Annotated in this window: 21 protein-coding genes; 14 read left to right on the forward strand and 7 right to left on the reverse strand. The window is 44.0% G+C overall.

Features of this window, described 5'->3' with window-relative positions; translation table 11 throughout:
- Nucleotides 1-30 precede the first annotated feature (30 nt).
- Nucleotides 31-495 (forward strand): EVE domain-containing protein, encoded by a 465-nt coding sequence (locus CAG58_RS03100; protein WP_161426388.1) that lies wholly within the window; start codon nucleotides 31-33, stop codon nucleotides 493-495.
- A 105-nt stretch (nucleotides 496-600) separates the two neighbouring features.
- On the opposite strand, the gene CAG58_RS03105 is transcribed toward CAG58_RS03100, so the two are convergent.
- The 3 genes from CAG58_RS03105 to CAG58_RS03115 all read right to left on the reverse strand — a co-directional run bounded on the left by CAG58_RS03105 (nucleotide 601) and on the right by CAG58_RS03115 (nucleotide 3,314).
- Nucleotides 601-1,440 (reverse strand): Cof-type HAD-IIB family hydrolase, encoded by an 840-nt coding sequence (locus CAG58_RS03105; RefSeq protein ID WP_161426387.1) that lies wholly within the window; start codon nucleotides 1,438-1,440, stop codon nucleotides 601-603.
- Between the two features lie 126 nt (nucleotides 1,441-1,566).
- A complete protein-coding gene (locus tag CAG58_RS03110; RefSeq protein WP_161426386.1) occupies nucleotides 1,567-2,541 on the reverse strand; it encodes an alpha/beta fold hydrolase in 975 nt (324 codons plus the stop codon).
- Between the two features lie 302 nt (nucleotides 2,542-2,843).
- Nucleotides 2,844-3,314, reverse strand: coding sequence for a Dps family protein (locus CAG58_RS03115; protein WP_161426385.1), 471 nt, complete (start codon nucleotides 3,312-3,314; stop codon nucleotides 2,844-2,846).
- 324 nt (nucleotides 3,315-3,638) lie between these two features.
- On the opposite strand from CAG58_RS03115, the gene CAG58_RS03120 reads away from it, so the two are divergent.
- Complete coding sequence (locus CAG58_RS03120; RefSeq protein ID WP_154169826.1) at nucleotides 3,639-4,652, forward strand: acyltransferase; 1,014 nt, start codon at nucleotides 3,639-3,641, stop codon at nucleotides 4,650-4,652.
- Here the strand turns inward: CAG58_RS03120 and CAG58_RS03125 are convergent.
- Nucleotides 4,649-4,984, reverse strand: a complete 336-nt coding sequence (locus tag CAG58_RS03125) for a DUF2500 domain-containing protein (RefSeq protein WP_154169828.1) — start codon at nucleotides 4,982-4,984, stop codon at nucleotides 4,649-4,651. The two genes, CAG58_RS03120 and CAG58_RS03125, sit on opposite strands and share 4 nt — an antisense overlap.
- Before the next feature lie 388 nt (nucleotides 4,985-5,372).
- On the opposite strand from CAG58_RS03125, the gene CAG58_RS03130 reads away from it, so the two are divergent.
- The 3 genes from CAG58_RS03130 to CAG58_RS03140 all read left to right on the forward strand — a co-directional run bounded on the left by CAG58_RS03130 (nucleotide 5,373) and on the right by CAG58_RS03140 (nucleotide 8,069).
- Entirely contained in the window at nucleotides 5,373-5,759 is a 387-nt protein-coding gene (locus CAG58_RS03130) for a DUF4145 domain-containing protein (RefSeq protein ID WP_161426384.1), read from the forward strand.
- A gap of 1,022 nt (nucleotides 5,760-6,781) precedes the next feature.
- On the forward strand, nucleotides 6,782-7,417 hold the full coding sequence (locus CAG58_RS03135) for a lysoplasmalogenase (RefSeq protein WP_170904976.1): 636 nt from the start codon (nucleotides 6,782-6,784) through the stop codon (nucleotides 7,415-7,417).
- Nucleotides 7,418-7,478: 61 nt separating this feature from the next.
- Nucleotides 7,479-8,069 carry a YhgN family NAAT transporter gene (locus tag CAG58_RS03140; RefSeq protein ID WP_004393933.1) on the forward strand — a complete coding sequence of 197 codons (591 nt, stop codon included), beginning with the start codon at nucleotides 7,479-7,481 and terminating at the stop codon, nucleotides 8,067-8,069.
- 75 nt (nucleotides 8,070-8,144) lie between these two features.
- Here CAG58_RS03140 and rsmD read toward each other — a convergent pair whose 3' ends face one another.
- On the reverse strand, nucleotides 8,145-8,750 hold the full coding sequence (gene rsmD / locus CAG58_RS03145) for a 16S rRNA (guanine(966)-N(2))-methyltransferase RsmD (RefSeq protein ID WP_158137505.1): 606 nt from the start codon (nucleotides 8,748-8,750) through the stop codon (nucleotides 8,145-8,147).
- A 212-nt stretch (nucleotides 8,751-8,962) separates the two neighbouring features.
- Here rsmD and ftsY point away from each other — a divergent pair, with 212 nt between their 5' ends.
- The 6 genes from ftsY (at nucleotide 8,963) to glpG (ending at nucleotide 14,401) form a co-directional block, all read left to right on the forward strand.
- Nucleotides 8,963-10,117 carry a signal recognition particle-docking protein FtsY gene (gene ftsY / locus CAG58_RS03150; RefSeq protein WP_161425730.1) on the forward strand — a complete coding sequence of 385 codons (1,155 nt, stop codon included), beginning with the start codon at nucleotides 8,963-8,965 and terminating at the stop codon, nucleotides 10,115-10,117.
- Nucleotides 10,118-10,221: 104 nt separating this feature from the next.
- Nucleotides 10,222-10,899: a cell division ATP-binding protein FtsE gene (ftsE, locus tag CAG58_RS03155; RefSeq protein ID WP_004393937.1), complete on the forward strand. Its 678-nt coding sequence runs from the start codon at nucleotides 10,222-10,224 to the stop codon at nucleotides 10,897-10,899.
- Entirely contained in the window at nucleotides 10,886-11,851 is a 966-nt protein-coding gene (ftsX, locus tag CAG58_RS03160) for a permease-like cell division protein FtsX (RefSeq protein ID WP_161425729.1), read from the forward strand. The genes ftsE and ftsX overlap by 14 nt, the downstream gene beginning before the upstream one ends.
- Before the next feature lie 136 nt (nucleotides 11,852-11,987).
- Entirely contained in the window at nucleotides 11,988-12,845 is an 858-nt protein-coding gene (gene rpoH / locus CAG58_RS03165) for an RNA polymerase sigma factor RpoH (RefSeq protein ID WP_004393939.1), read from the forward strand.
- Nucleotides 12,846-13,235: 390 nt separating this feature from the next.
- Entirely contained in the window at nucleotides 13,236-13,556 is a 321-nt protein-coding gene (gene glpE / locus CAG58_RS03170) for a thiosulfate sulfurtransferase GlpE (RefSeq protein WP_161425728.1), read from the forward strand.
- Between the two features lie 5 nt (nucleotides 13,557-13,561).
- Entirely contained in the window at nucleotides 13,562-14,401 is an 840-nt protein-coding gene (gene glpG, locus CAG58_RS03175) for a rhomboid family intramembrane serine protease GlpG (RefSeq protein WP_161425727.1), read from the forward strand.
- A gap of 40 nt (nucleotides 14,402-14,441) precedes the next feature.
- Here glpG and CAG58_RS03180 read toward each other — a convergent pair whose 3' ends face one another.
- A complete protein-coding gene (locus tag CAG58_RS03180; protein ID WP_040903599.1) occupies nucleotides 14,442-14,849 on the reverse strand; it encodes a flagellar basal body-associated protein FliL in 408 nt (135 codons plus the stop codon).
- Nucleotides 14,850-15,015: 166 nt separating this feature from the next.
- Here CAG58_RS03180 and CAG58_RS03185 point away from each other — a divergent pair, with 166 nt between their 5' ends.
- Both CAG58_RS03185 and ubiA read left to right on the forward strand, forming a co-directional pair.
- The gene (locus CAG58_RS03185; RefSeq protein WP_158137502.1) at nucleotides 15,016-15,555 is read left to right on the forward strand and encodes a chorismate lyase; all 540 of its coding nucleotides are present in this window, start codon (nucleotides 15,016-15,018) and stop codon (nucleotides 15,553-15,555) included.
- On the forward strand, nucleotides 15,556-16,413 hold the full coding sequence (gene ubiA / locus CAG58_RS03190; RefSeq protein WP_158137501.1) for a 4-hydroxybenzoate octaprenyltransferase: 858 nt from the start codon (nucleotides 15,556-15,558) through the stop codon (nucleotides 16,411-16,413).
- 93 nt (nucleotides 16,414-16,506) lie between these two features.
- Here ubiA and plsB read toward each other — a convergent pair whose 3' ends face one another.
- On the reverse strand, nucleotides 16,507-18,933 hold the full coding sequence (gene plsB / locus CAG58_RS03195) for a glycerol-3-phosphate 1-O-acyltransferase PlsB (RefSeq protein WP_161425726.1): 2,427 nt from the start codon (nucleotides 18,931-18,933) through the stop codon (nucleotides 16,507-16,509).
- 291 nt (nucleotides 18,934-19,224) lie between these two features.
- On the opposite strand from plsB, the gene lexA reads away from it, so the two are divergent.
- Nucleotides 19,225-19,851, forward strand: a complete 627-nt coding sequence (lexA, locus tag CAG58_RS03200; RefSeq protein ID WP_004393945.1) for a transcriptional repressor LexA — start codon at nucleotides 19,225-19,227, stop codon at nucleotides 19,849-19,851.
- Nucleotides 19,852-19,893: the final 42 nt, after the last annotated feature.

The following is a 19,893-nucleotide window of genomic DNA, read 5'->3' on the forward strand; positions in this document are numbered from 1 at the left end:
GCAGAACATACAAAAATATAGGGCTTCATTATGGCATATTGGTTGTTTAAAACTGAACCGGATACCTTCTCTATTGACACTTTACGAACACAAAAGGTTTCGCCTTGGGAAGGGGTACGCAATTATCAGGCAAGAAATTGGCTACGCGATGCTGTCAAAGAAGGTGATAAGGTGCTGATTTATCATTCATCTTGTCAGAATATTGGTGTGGCGGGCATTGCGCAAGTGGTACGGGAAGCTTATGTCGATCATTTTGCATTTGATGCCAACAGCGCGTATTTCGACCCTAAATCGAGCCCAGAGTCACCGCATTGGTTGATGGTTGATGTTGAGTTTGTACGTAAAACTCAACGTTTGATCCCACTGTCAGAGCTAAAACTACTGCAGGAACTGGCGGCATTGCCTTTGGTGAAAAAAGGGAATCGGTTATCGGTGATGCCACTCAGCGCGTCAGAGTGGCAAGCGATCATCGCTCAAGAAGTGGTGAAGGGTTGATATTGTTTATTGATTTCTTTTGGAGCGAGTTATAAAGGGGATGAACACAACCAGAGTTAGGTGTGATTATCCCCTTTTGTTTGACTTCACGTGGTTTGTTGACAGCTATTGTTGGTTATGACCCAGTAAGTGCTGCTGTAGGTAATGAGCGACGGCGTCGTCGGCGTGACTGCCGATAACGGTGTTATTGGGTAAGGCGCGAAATACTTTTTCATGTGCCGTTGCCATCACTAATCCTTTACCTGCCATTGAGAGCATTTCCACATCGTTCATGCCATCACCAAACGCGATACAATGTTCCAGTGTTAAGCCTAGAGATTGAGCAATCGCTTGTAGCGCTTCGCCTTTCGATACCTCCGCTCTCATCACTTCTAAACACCAAGGGGTTGAGAAAGCGACACTCAGCTGTCCGGCGAAATGTTGGTTAATTAAGTTTTCGTAGTGGACGAGCTGCTCATGATCTTGTTTGGTATTAGTGAAGAAGATTTTAGCGACGCCTTGATTCGGGGCTGCATTGACGTCAAAGACTTGATAAGTAAAGCCGGAGTCTTCGTGGAAATGGCGCAGTACTTCATCTTCACGATTGAGTAACCAGTCGTCATCGCGATAAATATGCACATAAATATCGTCATCGTGTTTGACCAGATCGATGATCGCTTGGACTAACTCTGCAGGTACATTTTTACTGTACAGTTCTTTGTCATGCTGATCATGCACACGAGCGCCATTTGAGGTGATCATATAGGCAGGGATGCCAGCAATTTCACGAATGCCAGCAACATCAATATGATGTCGTCCGGTAGCAAATACGAAAGTAAAACCTTGTTGATGAAGAGCGTGCAGCGTCTGCTTGGTGATTTCACTTAATTGATGGTTAGGCGCTAACAAGGTGCCATCGAGATCGGAAGCGACAATACGTACCGGTGTTGTTTGTTCAGTGGTCATAAAACCCTCGTTGTACTGCTAAAATGCCAAGGCATAACTGTGGCAGACTAGTGTAAGTGAAAATGATTGTCTAAAAGAGGGTAAACCTAGAACGGGTTCTTTTCCTCTATTGGCAATGCGTGGTCATTATTGGGAATGCTGTGCAAAAAAAGCCAGGATTTTATCTAACACGGGAGTGCGGTAATGATCGCTTTCAAACAGTAACTCATGCCTTGCGCCATCAATAATCTCGATCTTGGCTTGAGGGTTGGTGCGTGCTAATTGCGTCATGAAGCGAGTTTGAGCGTGATTACTGACAATCGTATCTTGTCCTGCTTGCAGCAATAACAAGGGGAGACGAATACTTTTCATCTCTGTAAAGCAACGTTTAATCGCCAGTAGGCTTTGCCAAACCCAATGTGCACTTGGTCCCCCCAATTTTAGTTGTGGCTGTTGTTCATACAGCTCACGAAACCATTGGTAGCGAACAGCGCTGTGGGTAAGTTGGTTAGTGGCAAAAGGTTTTGGCAGATAAGCGCCATAGCCGGGAGCGTAATGGGGAGTCGCATAGGTAGCACTGAGCAGCTTGGTCAGAGTGAAGGCGATTGGCCGCAACTGCCAAGGCATATTGATCCCCAGCATGGGGGCGCTAAGTACAACCGCATCAAAAGGGTGGTTTGGATAACTTTCTAAGTAGCGTGTGGTAATGGCGCCGCCCATTGAGTGAGCCAACAGATAGCGTTGCGTGTAGTTTTGCAGTGGAAACCTAGTGATAAGTTCATCCATATCCCGTACATAATCATCAAACTGCTCGACATAGCCCATTTGTGGGTCAGCAATAAGTCGCTCTGACAGTCCTTGGCCTCGATGATCAAAAGAGTAAATATCATACCCTTGGTGAAATAAGTCATAGAAGAGTTCTTGATACTTACACGCAGACTCAATACGGCCATTAACAATGATAATCACTTTATTATGCTGCGCAGCGGTAAGCGAGCACCAATAGAGCCGTTTATTATCAAGCGTCAGGTGATAACCTTGCTGACGAGATTGCCAACATGGTGCGATATCGTGCTGCATCGCGTATTGAAACTGGGCTTCTTGAGTATAAGAGTTTGGCATGAGCTTATCTAATCTATGGATGATGAGGTGCCGTCTGCAAAGGACCGACTTGGCTAGCATAAGCCAGTCAACCAGAATTGCAATGCCTACCTGCAACGCCAAATCGTTTGTATAAAGGCATGACAATATTAGTAGTGCACCCATTCACTTTGTTGATGGATTGGATCCGCCAATAAAAAAGACCGTGCGCTTATTCATCCTTGTCTTTGGGGAGGGAATACGCGCCGGTCAAAAGGGTGGTGATTATTTATGGATGGTTTAATGATTCAGTAATCGTGATCTGTTTAAGCTTCGATTTCGGTTTATTGCAGCCAAGCGTTAAGCATCCAGACCAGTTTTTCTTGCTCGCGAATGTAGTCACTCATTTGGGCGCTAGTGCCTTCATCGCCGACTTCAGCGGCAAATGCGAGGATCGCGCGTTGCTGAGTAATTAATGCACCAAAGCCGTTCACCAGCCCTTGCATGGTCGTTTGACCATCGGTGGCGTTAGTGTGTTCTTCAATTTCCGTGGCATGTAAATAGGCGCTAAAACTGTGCAAGGGCTGAGCGCCGAGCGTTAAGATGCGTTCGGCTAACTCATCAATTTTGGCTTGTAGATCGGTGTAGATCTCTTCAAATTTACTGTGCAATTCAAAAAAAGCTTTGCCTTTGATATTCCAATGGTAACCACGAGTGTTCATGTACAGCACTTGGTAATTAGCCAATAACTGGTTTAAGGATGCAGCGAGTTGCTGGCTTTGATGACTGTCTAGGCCGATAAGATTGGTTTTCATACACTCACCTCATTAATATTTTTATAACGATCGATGGTAATCGATGACAAGATTTTGCTGTTTTGCAAACGTTGAAGCTATGTTATCGCCCGATGAGGTGTTAAGAAAATGGGTTGTGGGTATTGTTTTAATAGGTTAAACCGATGGAACTGGGTTGCGCTTTGATTGATGAACTCACCATTGACAGACGATTAGCTTTATTTTTACCTCTCTTTTAAATCCATCCGTTATAGTTATTTTTCTATTTTGGGTAACCCTAAGTCCATCAGTCTATGCTCTAGGGGGAGCGGGATTGTTGCTTATTCACCACCTCTAGAGCACGTTATGACTAAGCGAGTGATTTTTTTTGATTTATTGCGTTGTGTTGCTGCCGTTGCAGTGATTGCGATTCATGTCTTAGCGCCTTATCGGTCGATGATGGGGACCATTGCTGATCCACAATGGATCAGTGCGGTGACGATTAATGGCCTTAGTCGCTGGGCTGTGCCGATTTTTATTATGATTTCTGGCGCCTTGATGCTGAGCGACCCTAGGCCATTTGAGTTACGCTATTACCTTCAGCGAAGATTAGGCAAAGTGGTGGTTCCCTTTGTGATTTGGTCGCTGTTTTACGCTTACTTAAGCGGCTGGAGTATTCGCGGATTTGACCTCAACGTAGTAAAACAAACGTTGATTGATAGCCCTCATCAAGAGACCTATTACCATTTAGGCTTCTTTTACTATTTTATCCCGCTGTATTTACTTATTCCTTGTTTACATTGGTTAGTTAATCGAGTCGATGATGGCTTTTGGTACAGTTTGGTGACGATATGGTTAATTACAACAGGCTTGTACTTATTTGGTATTGACGGGCCATGGAGTCATGAGATTTGGCTCTATAGCGGTTATTTGCCTCTAGGTTACCTGCTGTACCAAAAGCTGCGGCTATCGTCTTTTAGTCTATTATTAGTTGTCATTCTGGGCTCGTTTGCACTGTATATGACGGTCCAAGCGGTACTGGAATTGAGTCTCATGCACGGGCGGTATACGGTTGGGCGTTGGTTATCGTATAAAACGCTTAATGTCGTTGCTGCGGCGATCATGGTCTTTGTGTTGTGTCGCTCATTAGCTGAAAGATTACCAAGTGCAGTGCAGCGTTGGGTAGTGATCATCAGCCAGCACAGTTTGGGCATTTATTTATTGCATCCGATTTTCCTATGGCCAATGAAAACTTACGCATGGTATGACGGCCATCCCTTATGGGTCATCCCACTTTGGGTATTATTGAGTGGCGCGGGGGCATTACTCACCAGTTATGCTTTATCAAGGTCGACAGCCACTCGTTGGTTACTGCCTTAAGTTTTCAAAGCAAAGTGGAGAAATTTTCGTCCTTGGTAGGTCAGTATGCCTTGATCGCCTGGATTTAAAGCGTGGTAGTAATGCGGGCCAATTTGAAATTCTCGTTTCGGGCCCAATGTCCCTTTTTGGACATAAATCCAATATTCTTGTTCCTCTTGTTCGGGAAGTGGGTTATCTATGACCACGATTTGTTTGTCTAAAACGGTGACGAAGGCGGTACGTTCAGGGGCATTTTCACCTTGAACATGTTGACGAAAAAAACGACTAAATAACCATAAGCCAATCAATAATAGGGCCAGTATAGTTACGATAAGTAACAGAGAAGGTGACATTATATTCTCCGGAAAAGCCGCTGAGCTAAACTCATGACGGGGCTCGATAGTAGCCAAAGACAAAGAGTGAAGACTGAGTTTACCGAAGTGGTTGACTTTAGGGGGAGTGAAGCGAAATTGCGTGATTAACTCAGCATTGAACAACAAGATTTTTCGGTTGAGTTCACATTTTGGCGGTGAGATTTTTTCTGGCGCGACAATTCAGTCGTGCCACGTTTTACGATCGGTAACAATAGGATCGTGGTAGTGTATACCTAAACCACTTGGAGTTGCAGGTAGGCGGCAAGTGAGTCCCCATGAGCATAGACAGACTCTATGATTGGGGTGAACGACCGTAGCCAACACCGTTGCAGCTTCAAGTAGCAAAGGTATAAGCAAGGAGGCAGACATGTCCGAGATAGAACAAGTCGTATTACGAACGAGAAGATTAGAGACCGTATTGCGTCAGCATTATCATGCTCAAGGTAAAGGTTTGCATCAGTTGATTTCTAGCTGCGAGGAGCGTTTACCGCATGACATTATTGAAAAGTTGAGATACATCGCTACGATTCGCAATAAAATTGTCCATGAAGATCATTTTCATTTGCCGGATAGGAAAGCGTTTTTACTTGCGTGTCTTCAGTGTGAAAAAGAACTCGCTCCACGTAGTGGGCGCTTTATTTGGCGTGTTGCTGTGATGCTGATGTTATTAATGACGATGGCGGCAGTAACGTTTTATTACCTGCATTGGGATGAGTTATCTAAGTTTTTCCCCCACTTTTTACCCAAGAGCTAGCACAGAGACTGAATCTTGCGCTTTAGATTAGAGACTTATGCTATCGATTAATAAAATTAAACCGTATCGATAAGTTAAGCAAGGCTAGCGCTATCGTTCGGTTTATCTGTTACTGATGCCAATAAAAAACACATATAAAAAAGGACACCTAGTGTCCTTTTTTATATGTGTTTTTTATTGTTTTCTTTTTTTAACAAAGGGTTAGTAAAGTAGTGGCAGTGTCATTAAGCCTACGATGACCGCGATCATTACCAATCCCTGTTTTTGAGATGAAGAAATCATAACACTGCTCCTCTGTTGTCTGTTTCATCTATGTAATCAGAATAGCTTGCTTTATTGACTTGATCAAGGGGATCTTGCTGAAAGCCTTAAAAGTTGGCTTTAAAGTGTGATGGTTTATCCGATTACGGCTTGATGAAGAGGAGTTTATGAGCTGGTTACCTCTTGTTCTTATTGGCGCTGAATTATTCATTTTCAATTTAAGTTATTGAATTTATTGTTATTTATAATGTTGATTTAATGTTTATGTGATGTGTTTATTCTGGTTTTGGCGACTACTTGGCGAGTTTTGTCATTTTTCAGTTAATTGCTGTTTTTTTAAGAATACACTAATAGCTTAATGATATAAGTTATCATTTGATTCTGGTTGGATGAGTCGTTGTTTGTTTTTTATTGTTGTTTTTGTGTCTTTTATTTGTTTTTAATTTAAGGTGGATTTTTTATTGATTTTGTTTTTTTAAGTGTATGATTTTTTATTATTATTTTTTGTTTTTTTATTTTTTAACTTTGATTTTTTATGGGTTTTTGGTGTTTGTTTTTGCTTTAAAACGATGTTTTTTATAGTTTATTGGTTGTGTGTCGAGGCTAATTCAGTCAAAGAATAGTTAACGAGGTAGAGATGCGGATAAGCTTTCAATGGTAAATTTACCACTATCGAATCGCAATCAAGATCCAATTTTTGCAGTTCACTTCTGGACTTCATCGATGACATGCCTACACTGGCGGCAGAATTGATAAGAGGTATCGACATGTGGAGCTGGATTTCTGTGGCATTATCGGGATTCATCAGCATTTCTGCGTTGGAAAACCATCATAGACGGCAAGCCGTATTGTTTAAAATGGTCAGTTTAGTACTACTACTAGCGATGATCATTGAACCACTATTTTCTCGCTCTATGCCTGCAATATGGATAACCACCGGTCTAGTTATTGCTATGTTGGCGGATGGATTACATACGTTTCATTTGCGACCTAAATTGTGCTTTTTAGGCTTTCTATTTGCTCAGCTCTGTTATAGCAAAGCATTTTGGATTCAATTATCCGGTAATATGGTGTGGTGGCTGCCCGCTTTATTGATTGCAACCAGCATTGTGACTTTTTTCCTTCTTCTGCCACAAATCGATACGTTACTTTTTCCGGTTACGATCATGGGGCTTGTGCTGGTACAATTAGCTTGGGCGTCCGGTGAGGTATTGCTGCAGCGCCCTTCTTTGGCATCTTTGGCAGGGTTTGTGGGTAGCTTGCTGTTTATTTTGTCGGCGTTATTATTGGCCATTCATGACTATCGACACACTTTACCTTGGGGACAATATTGGATTTCTGGGAGTTATCTGCTCGCTCAATCTTTGATGGTCGCTTCTGTTGTTTTGCTTTTTTAATTCAACTTTTCCCTTGCCACGGACATACCCATTTATCACCCCCTGTGTCTATTGAGGTTTTATGGAAATTTTATCGGCGGCAACCATGTTATTTTTGATCATGGATCCGCTGGGTAACCTGCCTGTTGTGTTATCCATTCTTAAGCATCTTGATCCTAAACGTCGCCGTAAAGTGCTGATCCGCGAACTGTTCTTTGCCTTAGTGATTCTGATGCTATTTTTGTTTGCAGGGCGATCGATTCTCGGTTTCTTGCATGTTCAGCCTGAAACCTTGAGTATTTCTGGCGGCATTATTCTGTTTATCATTGCGATTAAAATGATTTTTCCCAGTGCGGGTAGCATTACAGGTTTAGCGGCAGGAGAAGAGCCATTCTTAGTACCGATGGCGATCCCGATGATTGCAGGGCCTTCTGTCATTGCCGCGCTACTTTTACTTTCAACTCAGCATCCTCAACATATGCTTGAGCTCTCTGCGGCGGTGATTCTTGCATGGTCAGGAACTTTTGTTATTTTAATGTTCTACAATTTCTTCCATCGTGTATTGGGCGAGCGCGGGTTAAAAGCAGTAGAGCGCTTAATGGGGTTGTTATTGGTAATGATTTCGACCCAAATGTTCCTTAATGGTGTGAAAAGCTACATGGGCATGGCGTAATCGAGAGCAGATAGCTCCGCTCCCTATCAATGCTATTTATCTTGCATCACTAAATGATAGCGATCGTCGGTGACGTTATACCGACGTCGCTTGTCTGAGGTATAAACGGTAGCACACTTGGCCAGCGGTTTTTTCTCGATGCAGTTGCCAGTTGTCAGGTAGCTCATCCAATGAGAGTTCTTTTTCACATTCAATATAAATAATCGCTTGTTCTGCTAACCAGCCGTTGGATTCAAGTAACGGTACTACTTGGTTGATCAATCCTTGGTGAAAGGGGGGATCAATAAAAACCACATCGTATTCGCTGGCGGATTGTTTGAGATATTGCAAAGTATCGCCATGCACAGCATTGATGTTATTGGCTTGTAAGCGAGCGATGTTACTCTTCAACTGATGATAAGCCGCCCCGTTGAGTTCGAGCATGGTCACTAGGTTTGCTTGACGGGAGGCGCATTCAAATCCCAAGCTGCCTGAACCGGCAAATAAATCTAAGCATTTTGCTTTTGCGATGTCTTGCGCTAACCAATTAAACACGGTTTCTTTGACTCGGTCAGTGGTGGGGCGTAATCCCTGTGCGTCATGCACGGGTAATTTTCGGCCGCGCCATAATCCACTGATAATGCGAACATGGCCACTGGGGAGGCGTTTTTGTGATAGGGTTTGCGGGCGACGTTTTAGCATAGATTTTTTGACCGTGAATTAAGTGTTACTATATGACTGATCTATTTAGCTTGTGTTTAAACATTGAGATAAATAGCCAGCAGAATTCAATATTATGACAAAGTTTATCAAGCGAACGAGAAAGTTTTCACTGCTTTGTCATTTTTCTTTTCTTAAAAGGATAATCTTGCAAGAAAAGAGTCATCGTTATGTCAAATTCAGGATAGCTCCCAATGACGGAAAAAAAGAAACGTGGCTTATTGTCATGGTTAGGGTTTGGGGATGAACAACCAAACACAACAACAGTAGTAGAAGAGAAAGAATCACAGTCAATAACCGAAGCGGAGCGTACCGCTTTAGACACATCGATCTTACCCGTTGAACAAGAAATAGCCAGTTCAGACGCTTTTTCAGAAACAGAAACAGAACAAATACCGCCTAGAATTCAAGAGCAAGAAAAACCGAGTGAAAGCTTTTTTGTGCGTCTTAAACGGAGTTTAAGTCGTACTAAAGCAAATATCGGCGCTGGCTTTTTTGGGTTGTTTCAAGGTAAAAAAATCGATGATCAGCTATTCGAGGAGCTTGAAGAGCAATTATTGATGGCTGATGTAGGAATGGAAACTACGGTTAAAATCATTACCAGTTTAACCGAAAAAGCGTCTCGTCAGCAGTTGCGTGACGGTGAAGCGCTGTACGCGTTATTAAAGCAAGAAATGGCAGAAATGTTGGCCAAAGTAGAAAAACCGTTGCAGATTGATAGCCAAACCATGCCTTATGTGATTTTAATGGTGGGGGTTAACGGGGTTGGTAAAACCACAACGATTGGTAAGTTAGCCAAACAATTCCAAGCGCAAGGTAAAAAAGTCATGCTGGCGGCAGGGGATACGTTTCGCGCCGCGGCCGTTGAGCAATTGCAAGTCTGGGGAGAGCGTAATCACGTTCCGGTTATTGCTCAGCATACGGGAGCAGATAGCGCTTCGGTGATTTATGATGCGATTGAAGCTGCTAAAGCTCGAGGTATTGATGTGGTGATTGCTGATACGGCAGGTCGACTACAAAATAAAGCCAATTTAATGGAAGAGCTGAAAAAAATTGTCCGTGTAATGAAGAAAATTGATCCGCAAGCGCCGCATGAGATCATGTTAACTCTCGATGCGGGAACGGGACAAAATGCGATTAGCCAAGCCAAGTTGTTTAGCCAAGCCGCGCCACTCACCGGGATCACTTTGACTAAATTGGATGGCACCGCGAAAGGCGGCGTTATTTTTGCTATTGCTGACCAATTTCAAATACCCATCCGTTATATTGGCGTTGGTGAGGGGATTGATGATTTGCGTCCGTTTGTTACCCAAGAATTTATCGACGCGCTATTTAGCCGAGAAGAGTAACCACTACGGTGTTGAATCCGGCGATCATGCATGGCTGACCGGCCTGCCTGTCGCCGTTAATATTTTTAGCCAGCGATGTGTTATGTGTCATAGAGGGATCACGGGTGATTAAGTTTCAACAAGTCAGTAAAGCTTATCGTGGCGGTCGGCAAGCGTTACAAAAAGTCGATTTTCATCTGCGTCGGGGTGAAATGGCTTTTTTAGGCGGACACTCTGGAGCAGGTAAGAGCACCTTACTTAAGTTGATCTGTGCGATTGAGCGTCCCAGTGACGGTAAAATTAGTTTTAATGGTCATGATATTACTCGTATTCCTAACCGCGACATTCCTTTTTTACGGCGCAATATTGGGATTGTGTTTCAAGATCATCGCCTACTGATGGACAGAACGGTATTTGATAATGTCGCTTTACCCATGCGTATCGAATCGATTGCAGAGCAAGATATCAAGCGGCGCGTTTCAGCAGCATTAGATAAAACCGGCTTACTAGACAAAGCCCGTTGTCTACCTAGCCAATTATCGGGCGGTGAGCAGCAACGCGTTGGTATTGCTCGCGCGGTAGTGAACCGGCCGACCTTATTGTTGGCGGATGAGCCGACAGGTAACTTAGATCCTGATTTATCGAATCGTATTTTACGGCTCTTTGAAGAATTTAATCGCGCAGGTGTAACGATTTTATTGGCAACTCATGATATTAACTTGGTGCAATCTCGACCTCAGTATCGTCACTTTGAGTTGAACCAAGGCTTTTTGAGTGAGGTGGAAGAGTATGGTCAGCAATAAAGTCAATCCTAAAAAACGCAGCCAGCCTTATCCCAGAGCCCCGCGAGACAGCTTTATTACCACTCATAGTAAGCAAGCCAAAATGGCATTTTCGGCATTATGGCAACGTCCACTGGGTAATTTGCTTACATTAGCGGTGATCTCAATGGCGTTAGCGTTACCGGCCAGCTTATATCTATTGACGAAAAATATCGCTTCGGTTGCGGTGAATGTCACCAGTCCTTCTCAAGTGAGTGTTTATCTTCAACAAGGGACACCTGAATCGCGGGTGATGATATTAAAAGATCAGTTAGAAAGTCGCCCTGATATCGCTTTGGTTGATTATATATCCCCACAGCAAGGTTTAGCTGAACTCAGTCAATATGCTGGGTTTGATCAGGCCATTAGTTTACTGGATGAATACGCCCTGCCAGGGGTACTCGTCATTACTCCTAGTGTTGAAGACAATCAGCAAATCAAACGGATTGCTGAGGAGGCTCGTCAGCAAGCCAACGTCACCGATGTCAGATTAGATGAAGATTGGTTAGCGAGGTTAGATGCGATTCGACATTTAGCGATGATCATCGTGATTAGTCTATCGATACTGATGTTGTCATCGATCTTTTTGATCATCGGTAATACTTTGCGTTTTAATGTTCAAGCCAATAAAGATGAAATTCAAACCATGAAACTGATTGGCGCGACGGACAGTTATATTCTACGTCCCTACCTGTATTCAGGGATGTGGCTTGGTTTGCTGGGTAGCTTATCCGCTTGGCTGTTAACGGCTTTAGTGACCATTATCCTCAATGGTGCTGTGGCTGAATTAGCGACACTTTATGATAGCCGTTTTCGATTGATTGGCCTTAATTGGGATGAGTCGTTATTGCTAATGATGCTAGGAACTCTGTTGGGGTGTTTGGCGGCGCGTCTTTCTGCGCAGCGGCATTTAAAAGAAATTGAACCGCTATAAAATAGCGCGGTCTTATTGATCGGCTCCCAGAGCTGAGAGTAAAATTATCGGCAATCAAGGCTTGAAACCAATTCATTTTCGGTTCAAGATTGTCAGGTTAAAATTAACTCAAAATCACAGATTGATGAGGATTTGAATGACTAACCAAGCGTACCCAATGGCTCTTATTTCACAAGATAGCTTAGATAGCTACATCCGTTCAGTCAGCAGCTACCCAATGCTAACGGCTGAAGAGGAACGTGAACTGGCTGAGCGGTTGCACTACTCAGGTGATATTGAAGCGGCGAAAACGTTGATCTTATCGCATCTTCGATTTGTTGTTCATGTTGCTCGTGGCTACTCGGGTTATGGGTTACCGATTGCGGATCTTGTTCAAGAGGGAAACATTGGTTTAATGAAAGCGGTCAAACGCTTTAACCCAGAGGTCGGCGTAAGATTGGTCTCCTTTGCGGTGCATTGGATCAAAGCCGAAATTCATGAATACGTGTTACGCAACTGGCGTATCGTGAAAATTGCGACCACTAAAGCGCAGCGCAAATTGTTTTTTAACCTACGTAAATCGAAAAAGCGTCTCGGTTGGTTTAATAACGGTGAAGTTGAAACCGTTGCTCGTGAACTCGGGGTTGAACCTGCTGAAGTTCGAGAAATGGAATCTCGTTTAGCGGCGCTCGATTCAACGTTTGAATTTTCTGCTGAAGATGACGACAACCCGAATGCTTACACTGCGCCAGTGCTGTATCTGGAAGATAAGCAATCGGATTTAGCGGAAAATATCGAAGCGCAAAACTGGGAGAATCATACCAATCATCGCCTTAGTTTAGCTTTGGCAAGTTTGGATGAACGTAGTCAGCATATTGTGCGCTCTCGTTGGCTGGATGACCAAAAGGCGACCTTGCAAGAATTAGCGGATCTTTATCAAGTTTCTGCTGAGCGGATTCGCCAGCTAGAAAAGAATGCGATGAAAAAGCTCAAAGAAGCGGTCGGTGATTTTTAGCCGCTAGACAACGGATGGGTAGAAAGCCGAGATCAATCGATCTCGGCTTTTTTATTAGGATCGAAAACAGTGATCAACGTCGGGTCGATTTTCTGTGGATAACTCTGTGATGAAAAGTATCACGAATGATCATCAGTGACGATAAATCAAGGCTTGAACGCTGTTTTCTATTTGGGGATATGTTTTTCTTACACACAGAAAAATAAAGATCATCACAACATGTAGTGGATCATTTTCTCTTGAGATACCTTATCAACGCAATCCACAGAATTATCCACAATATAATGCTTGAAGATTATTGAGCATAACCCCACAGTCGTTATGTACTTGTTCAATGTGGGTTAGGTTACAATGTGTGCTAACTAATTATGGCTTAACGAGAATCACTTCATGGACCCATTTCAACATATTGATGTTATCAGTGCACAACAGTTACTTGAACAAACGGAGGCCACGCTGGTTGATATCCGTGATCCGCAGTCCTTTGCGTTAGCTCATCCTCGGGATGCGTTTCATTTAACCAATGACACGCTCAATGCTTTTATTAAAGAGCATGAATTAACACGGCCCATTTTAGTCATGTGTTACCACGGTATTAGTAGTCAAGGTGTGGCTCAATACTTGGTTAACCAAGGTTTTGAACAGGTGTATAGTATTGATGGAGGCTTTGAAGCCTGGCATCACGCTCATTTACCGACAACAACGAGTTAACCCAAATGATAAAATTGATCACCTTAGCTCATCCTCGGATGGCACAAGCTTTCATTGATTATATGGCCTCACGGCATATCGAGGTACAGATGCAGCCAGAGGAAGGTGGTCAGGTTTCTTTATGGCTCATCGATGAGCAGCACCAAATAGAAACCGACAGCGAACTACAGCATTTCTTGCGTTATCCTCAAGACAGTAAATATCAAGCGGCTTCTTGGCAGGTAGCCAATACTCAACCAACGCCGTTTACTTATCAAGCCCCGAGTCTTCTATCACTGGTAAAAGCCAAAGCTGGGCCAATCACATTACTGGTGATGATGGTCTGCATCGGGATTTTTGTTTTACAACAGCTTGGTTTGGCTCGTCAGGTGTTTGCGGGGTTGCATTTTCCGGCTTTCGCGGGTCAACAATGGCAATTATGGCGTTGGTTTAGCCATGCGCTGCTGCATTTTTCCATCATGCATATTGCGTTTAATCTACTGTGGTGGTGGCAGCTTGGCGGTGATATTGAAAAGCGGCTTGGTAGTCTTAAACTCACCCAGCTAGCATTGATCGCTGCGGCTCTCTCTGGTGCTGGACAATACTGGGTGGAAGGCGCGAATTTTGGTGGCTTATCTGGGGTTGTGTATGCTTTGGTGGGTTATTTATGGCTGCTGGGCTGGCGAGCGCCTCAACTTGGTTTAGAGATGCCTAAACCGTTAATTGGTTTTATGCTGATTTGGTTGGTGTTGGGATTTGTTCAGCCATTTATGGCGATCGCCAATACGGCGCACTTGGTCGGATTAGTTAGCGGTATGTTATTGGGTTTACACGATGCAAGTCGGTCATCGAAAGCGTTCCATTGAGCGATAGTTCGATGACCGTGAGAGATTCGTTGACTCTGTTTTATTGATAAATGTATTTGGTAAACAGTAAATCAGCGATCAGTGTACGTCCGGTTTCAGGCAATAAGATATTGTTTAAATCCTCGACGAGGGTTTTTCGTAAGTTTTCTCGGCCAGCAAGAGAGCGGATGGAATCCTCGGTTTGTTTACCAAGCTGCTCAATGACCGCATCACGAATGAGTGGTTGATGGAGCTCGATTAATGGTAGATCGGCACTATTGGCGACCATAATATCAATTCTGACCTGAATATAGCCAAGACGATTACCTCGGGTATGGAAGTTGGTGGTCAATTCCGGCTCTAATGTAAAATAGGCGAATTGAGTTCTATTCTCCGTACTCGCCATCGCAGAGTAGGGGGCTAGCAGGCCAAAGGCGAGCATTATTGGGACTAGATAACGTTTAAGCATAGTTGTGCCTGTTCTTTCTTCTGTTCACGATATTCGAATCGCCCGACTCTTGTTACAATAGCGCATCTGATTGTAAATAAAATGCTTAATAGAGTCTGAACGCTGCGCGGTTTACCTGCATGTCGGCGTTATTGTATGACGATTAAGCGTCATATTGAATACTAGTATGAATAGAATGACTCCGCTCTATCTTTCTTCATTACGCCAAGTTAATTGGCAATGGCCGGAAGATTTTACTTATCCTACGGATAACGCCCAATCTTGGCTATTAGAGCAAGGGTCGTTATCGCGTCTGATGGCTCAGTATTGTCAGCGACTGAGTATTATTCAGCACCATAACCAGTGGCTGGAACCTGCACAACTGGATTTTACGGAAGTGACGTGGTTAACGGCAGAAACGTGTCTATTACGTCAGGTTATTTTAGCCGGAGATACTAGACCCTGGGTCTTCGGTCGTACACTCATTCCTCAAAGCTCTTTGCAAGATCAGCCAGAGGATTTGACTCAACAAGGGGATATTCCGCTTGGCCTTACCGTCTTTAACAGTGATCATGTTCGACGGGATGGATTACAAGTTGGCTGGGCGATGACCTCGGATGGCCCGTTACTTGCGCGACGTTCACGATTATGGATGAATCATAAACCGATGTTAGTCGCTGAATTATTTTTGCCCGATTGCCCAATTTACGCGAAGGAGAGTGTGTAAATGAACCAAGCAAAAGTGCATGCCTATTGGCAACTGATGCGTATGGATCGACCTATTGGTTCGTTGTTGCTGTTATGGCCAACGTTATGGGCGCTGATTTTAGCAGCGCAAGGTATGCCGGATTTTCACGTACTTGTGGTGTTTGTGGTTGGGGTGTTTGCGATGCGTTCTGCCGGTTGTGTGATTAATGATTTTGCCGATCGTCATGTTGATGGGCATGTGAAGCGCACAGCTCAACGTCCGTTACCCACTGGGAAAGTGAGTGAGAAAGAAGCGATTGGGTTGTTTTTAGTCTTGGTGATCCTGTCTTTTTTACTGGTACTAACCATGAATCCTTTGACAATAAAACTCTCTTTAGTCGGGGTGTTACTGGCTTTCATCTATCCTTTCATGAAACGTTATACTCAAGTACCTCAGCTTTTTCTGGGCTTAGCATTCAGTTGGTCGATTCCGATGGCATGGGCCGCTCAAGCCAATGCCTTGCCTCCAATCATCTGGTTAGTTTTTGGGGTAAACCTGCTGTGGACGATTGCTTATGATACTCAATATGCGATGGTTGACCGTGATGACGATCTGTTGATTGGAGTGAAATCCACCGCGATTTTATTTGGTCGTCGCGATAAAGCGATCATTGGTATGTTGCAACTGATGACGATCGTTTTATTGATCGCACTGGGTTGGGTTTATTCGCTAGGAGCCAGTTATTACTGGGCGATTTTAATTGCCAGTGGTTTATTTGTGTATCAGCAGCATTTAATTCGTCATCGACAACGCATGCCTTGCTTTCATGCTTTTTTGAACAATAACTATGTCGGTATGGTCATTACATTGGGGTTAATACTCTCACTGTGGTGGTAACTCGATGATCAACGACTAAGGCATCCCGTGGGATGCCTTAGTGTTATTGGGTCAGTGATAACCAGCGTCTGTAACCGTGATGACGTTAACTCGTTACCACTCGACCTGACAGATACTCTCTTGAATGGTTAAACGGACTTCAGGATAGAGCATCAGGTAAAGTGCATCGGCAAACTGCTGAGTTTTTTCCAATTGGCAATAACCATCATGATCTAAGTAGCCTTGTTCGGTTAAAGTGACAAACAGCGCCGAAAAAACACCTTTATCAAAAAATTCTGGCGCATTAATCCCATGCAGTCGTCCCAGCCGTTGAGCAATCTCTTGGCTCTTAGCTTCCAGATCCGTTTTGGCTAAATCTGGGTTAGCAACCAGTAGATTCAAGGCAATCGCATAACGTTGCAGAGTTTCGGAAATCGTTCGACCAAGGAGCATCAAGACTTGTGTCTGAGCTTGGTTGATGGTTACCGTTTGCTGTTCAATCGTCACTAAGTGTTGGCGCTCAAGCTCGGATAGGTAACGCTCAACAATTTCATCCAATTCATGTTCGGCATAGCTTAAAAATAGCTCTTGCTTAAGGAAAGGATAGACTTGAGCAACGGTTTGCTGGATAGCACTGATCGATAATGATTGCTGACGGATCAGCATCTGCGCAATTAGCGATGGTAGTGCCAGTAAATGAATGATGTTATTACGATAATAAGTCATCAAAATCGACTGGTTACGATCTAATGAGATAATGTCGCCAATACTGTCGGTTTCAACCAAAAACTTATCTAACGACTCTGCATGGGTGACCAATTGCTCTGCGCTATCACTAGGTACGGTAAAGGTCGTCGAGTAAGGAACATTGCGTAGTAGTGCTAAATAACAATCGATTTGTTTGACCAAATTGTCCCGAGCTAATGCACGTTGCCTTGAGGCTAATAATGCGGTCGCACACAAGGTCATCGCATTGGCGGCAGCAGCATCGTTAATGTGTGTCATCATTTTGGTCGCTAATTGGTTAACGATAGGCATCATCCATTGGGGTTTGCTGCCCCCCATGGCATCAATGTCTTGAGTCCACTCTGGTGCATGTTCATTAAGATAGTGATTAAGAGGGATTGGCTCACCGAAATTAACGTAGCCTTGGCCAAAGTTACGTAGTTTACGTAGCGTGCGAAACACTAAGCCTGCATTCTCTTTTTCTTTGCGTTTACCGCGCAGCTCTTTGGCGTAAGTGCCCACTTCCATCACGTGTTCATAGCCAATGTAGACGGGCACTAGGGTTACAGGACGGTTCAAGCCACGCAGCATCGCTTGAATGGTCATTGCTAACATACCGGTTTTGGCTTGCAGTAAACGTCCGGTACGTGAGCGGCCACCCTCACTGAAATATTCTACCGAGTAGCCTTTAGCAAACAATTCTGCCAGGTATTCGCGGAAAATCGTCGAATAAAGAGGATCGCCTTTAAAACTCCGACGGATAAAAAATGCTCCGCCACGGCGGAATATTTGTCCGGCAGGGAAAAAGTTTAAATTAATGCCTGCGGCAATGTGCGGAGGAACTAACCCTTCGTGATAGAGCACATAAGAGAGTAGAAGATAATCCATATGGCTACGATGGCAAGGAACATAGACAATTTCATGACCATCTTGAGCGAGTCGACGCACCGTGGCCGCGTTGTTGATGTTCAGCCCTTGATAAATGCGATTCCATAGCCAGCTAAGAACATGATCCCCTTTTTTGATTAAAGAGTATGAAAAGTCGGCGGCGATCTCATCCAAAATATTATGCGCTTCTTTGCGAGCTTTCTCTAATGAGATGTTTTTACGGTTGGCTTCATCGGCAATCGCTTTTTCTATCGCAGGGGAGGTCATTAGTCTTGAAAATAACTGATGACGCTGAGGTAAATTAGGGCCGGAAGCGGCTAATTTTTGACGAGAGAAGTGAATGCGTGCCACACGTGCGAGTTTATGGGCAATTGAACTATCGGTACCGTGAGCATCGGCCATGTAACGCAATGAAACTACAGGGCTAAAACGGACCAAACAGTCACGTCCAGAGATCACCACGGCGATGGCTTTTTGTAACCCGTTTAGAGCTTGTAAGTAAGGTTTTTCTTGCCCCTCTTTACCCGGACGTCTTCCCCATAGCACACTTGCAGGAATCATTTGAACATCCAATTCAGAATCATGCTTATGTAAGGCTAACAGTTCAGAAAAGGTAGTAATCGATTCGTTAGGCACATTGTGGTCGTCTTGCAGTAGCGCTGGACGAGAAGCGATAAAAACATAACGTTTTAGCGTTTGACCATTAATGGTCAGTGGGGTCAGTGGGTCGGGGAGCCCCGCATTGAGCGCATGAGTTTGTAACGTCAGTAGATCAACATTCGAGCGAAACGGTAAGACATAAACAATCGGTTTATGCAGATCAATGGCTAAATCATCAATCGGGTTCGATGGGATCGCCGTGCCTTTTACCATTACCGATAGCGGTAATTTTAATAAAGAGCGAGAAAATGAGTGTCCGGAAGACATAAGAGTTCAAGGCCTCAAGATGCTGTACTAAAACTCAAACCGAGAACGATCGATTTGAGTCGGTGTCTTTTTTTGAAGCGCAAGAATACCAGAAACTGGTCAAACCTTTTAATACTATTCCGTCATGTCAGTTGATTGCTTACTAGAGGTTTGATTTGTTTCATGATTCCTGTTCGAAACGCTGCCCAGCCGTGACGGGCGGTGGAGTAATCAAAAAAGCAGCAATCCACTTTGCTTTTCGTGAATTACTGGATATACTCACAGTTAACTGTATAAAAAGACAGGTGAGTCATGAAGCCGTTAACGCCACGCCAGCAACAAGTCTTCGAGCTAATTAAAAGTAAGATCGAAGAAACCGGAATGCCACCCACTCGCGCTGAAATCGCTCGCGAACTGGGCTTTCGTTCAGCCAATGCGGCAGAAGAGCACTTAAAAGCTCTCGCTCGTAAACAAGTGATTGAAATTGTTCCCGGTGCTTCACGTGGGATTCGTATTTTAGTAGGGGCAGCCAATGATGCTGAGCAAGATCTTGGTTTACCTTTGATCGGCCGAGTCGCGGCTGGTGAACCGATCCTCGCGCAAGAGCACATCGAAGCGCATTATCATGTTGATCCGAGTATGTTTCGACCTCAAGCCGACTTTCTACTCCGTGTTCAGGGGGAAAGCATGAAGGACATTGGTATTATGGATGGTGATTTGCTCGCGGTTCATAAAACTCAGGATGTGCGTAATGGGCAAGTTGTTGTCGCTCGTGTCGAAGAAGATGTGACGGTCAAACGTTTAGAGCGTAAAGGCGCGAAAGTGTGGCTGCATGCTGAGAACGACGCTTTTGCACCGATTGAAGTTGACTTAACTTGTCAAGATTTAGCGATTGAAGGGATTGCCGTTGGTATTATCCGTAATACCGATTGGATGTGACCCCTGCTCAAATATCACGCATTAGCTTGCCAATCTAATTGA

It is taken from the genome of Vibrio sp. V31_P5A7T61 (genome assembly GCF_009904895.1).
In the GTDB taxonomy this organism is placed as follows: Bacteria; Pseudomonadota; Gammaproteobacteria; order Enterobacterales; family Vibrionaceae; genus Vibrio; species Vibrio metschnikovii.

Excerpts from the sequence above, each read along its gene's own strand:
- CAG58_RS03100 (WP_161426388.1), top strand. The coding sequence starts at position 31 with ATGGCATATTGGTTGTTTAAAACTGAACCGGATACCTTCTCTATTGAC.
- CAG58_RS03105 (WP_161426387.1), bottom strand. The coding sequence starts at position 1,440 with ATGACCACTGAACAAACAACACCGGTACGTATTGTCGCTTCCGATCTC.
- CAG58_RS03110 (WP_161426386.1), bottom strand. The coding sequence starts at position 2,541 with ATGCCAAACTCTTATACTCAAGAAGCCCAGTTTCAATACGCGATGCAG.
- CAG58_RS03115 (WP_161426385.1), bottom strand. The coding sequence starts at position 3,314 with ATGAAAACCAATCTTATCGGCCTAGACAGTCATCAAAGCCAGCAACTC.
- CAG58_RS03120 (WP_154169826.1), top strand. The coding sequence starts at position 3,639 with ATGACTAAGCGAGTGATTTTTTTTGATTTATTGCGTTGTGTTGCTGCC.
- CAG58_RS03125 (WP_154169828.1), bottom strand. The coding sequence starts at position 4,984 with ATGTCACCTTCTCTGTTACTTATCGTAACTATACTGGCCCTATTATTG.
- CAG58_RS03130 (WP_161426384.1), top strand. The coding sequence starts at position 5,373 with ATGTCCGAGATAGAACAAGTCGTATTACGAACGAGAAGATTAGAGACC.
- CAG58_RS03140 (WP_004393933.1), top strand. The coding sequence starts at position 7,479 with ATGGAAATTTTATCGGCGGCAACCATGTTATTTTTGATCATGGATCCG.
- rsmD (WP_158137505.1), bottom strand. The coding sequence starts at position 8,750 with ATGCTAAAACGTCGCCCGCAAACCCTATCACAAAAACGCCTCCCCAGT.
- ftsY (WP_161425730.1), top strand. The coding sequence starts at position 8,963 with ATGACGGAAAAAAAGAAACGTGGCTTATTGTCATGGTTAGGGTTTGGG.
- ftsX (WP_161425729.1), top strand. The coding sequence starts at position 10,886 with ATGGTCAGCAATAAAGTCAATCCTAAAAAACGCAGCCAGCCTTATCCC.
- rpoH (WP_004393939.1), top strand. The coding sequence starts at position 11,988 with ATGACTAACCAAGCGTACCCAATGGCTCTTATTTCACAAGATAGCTTA.
- glpE (WP_161425728.1), top strand. The coding sequence starts at position 13,236 with ATGGACCCATTTCAACATATTGATGTTATCAGTGCACAACAGTTACTT.
- glpG (WP_161425727.1), top strand. The coding sequence starts at position 13,562 with ATGATAAAATTGATCACCTTAGCTCATCCTCGGATGGCACAAGCTTTC.
- CAG58_RS03180 (WP_040903599.1), bottom strand. The coding sequence starts at position 14,849 with ATGCTTAAACGTTATCTAGTCCCAATAATGCTCGCCTTTGGCCTGCTA.
- CAG58_RS03185 (WP_158137502.1), top strand. The coding sequence starts at position 15,016 with ATGAATAGAATGACTCCGCTCTATCTTTCTTCATTACGCCAAGTTAAT.
- ubiA (WP_158137501.1), top strand. The coding sequence starts at position 15,556 with ATGAACCAAGCAAAAGTGCATGCCTATTGGCAACTGATGCGTATGGAT.
- plsB (WP_161425726.1), bottom strand. The coding sequence starts at position 18,933 with ATGTCTTCCGGACACTCATTTTCTCGCTCTTTATTAAAATTACCGCTA.
- lexA (WP_004393945.1), top strand. The coding sequence starts at position 19,225 with ATGAAGCCGTTAACGCCACGCCAGCAACAAGTCTTCGAGCTAATTAAA.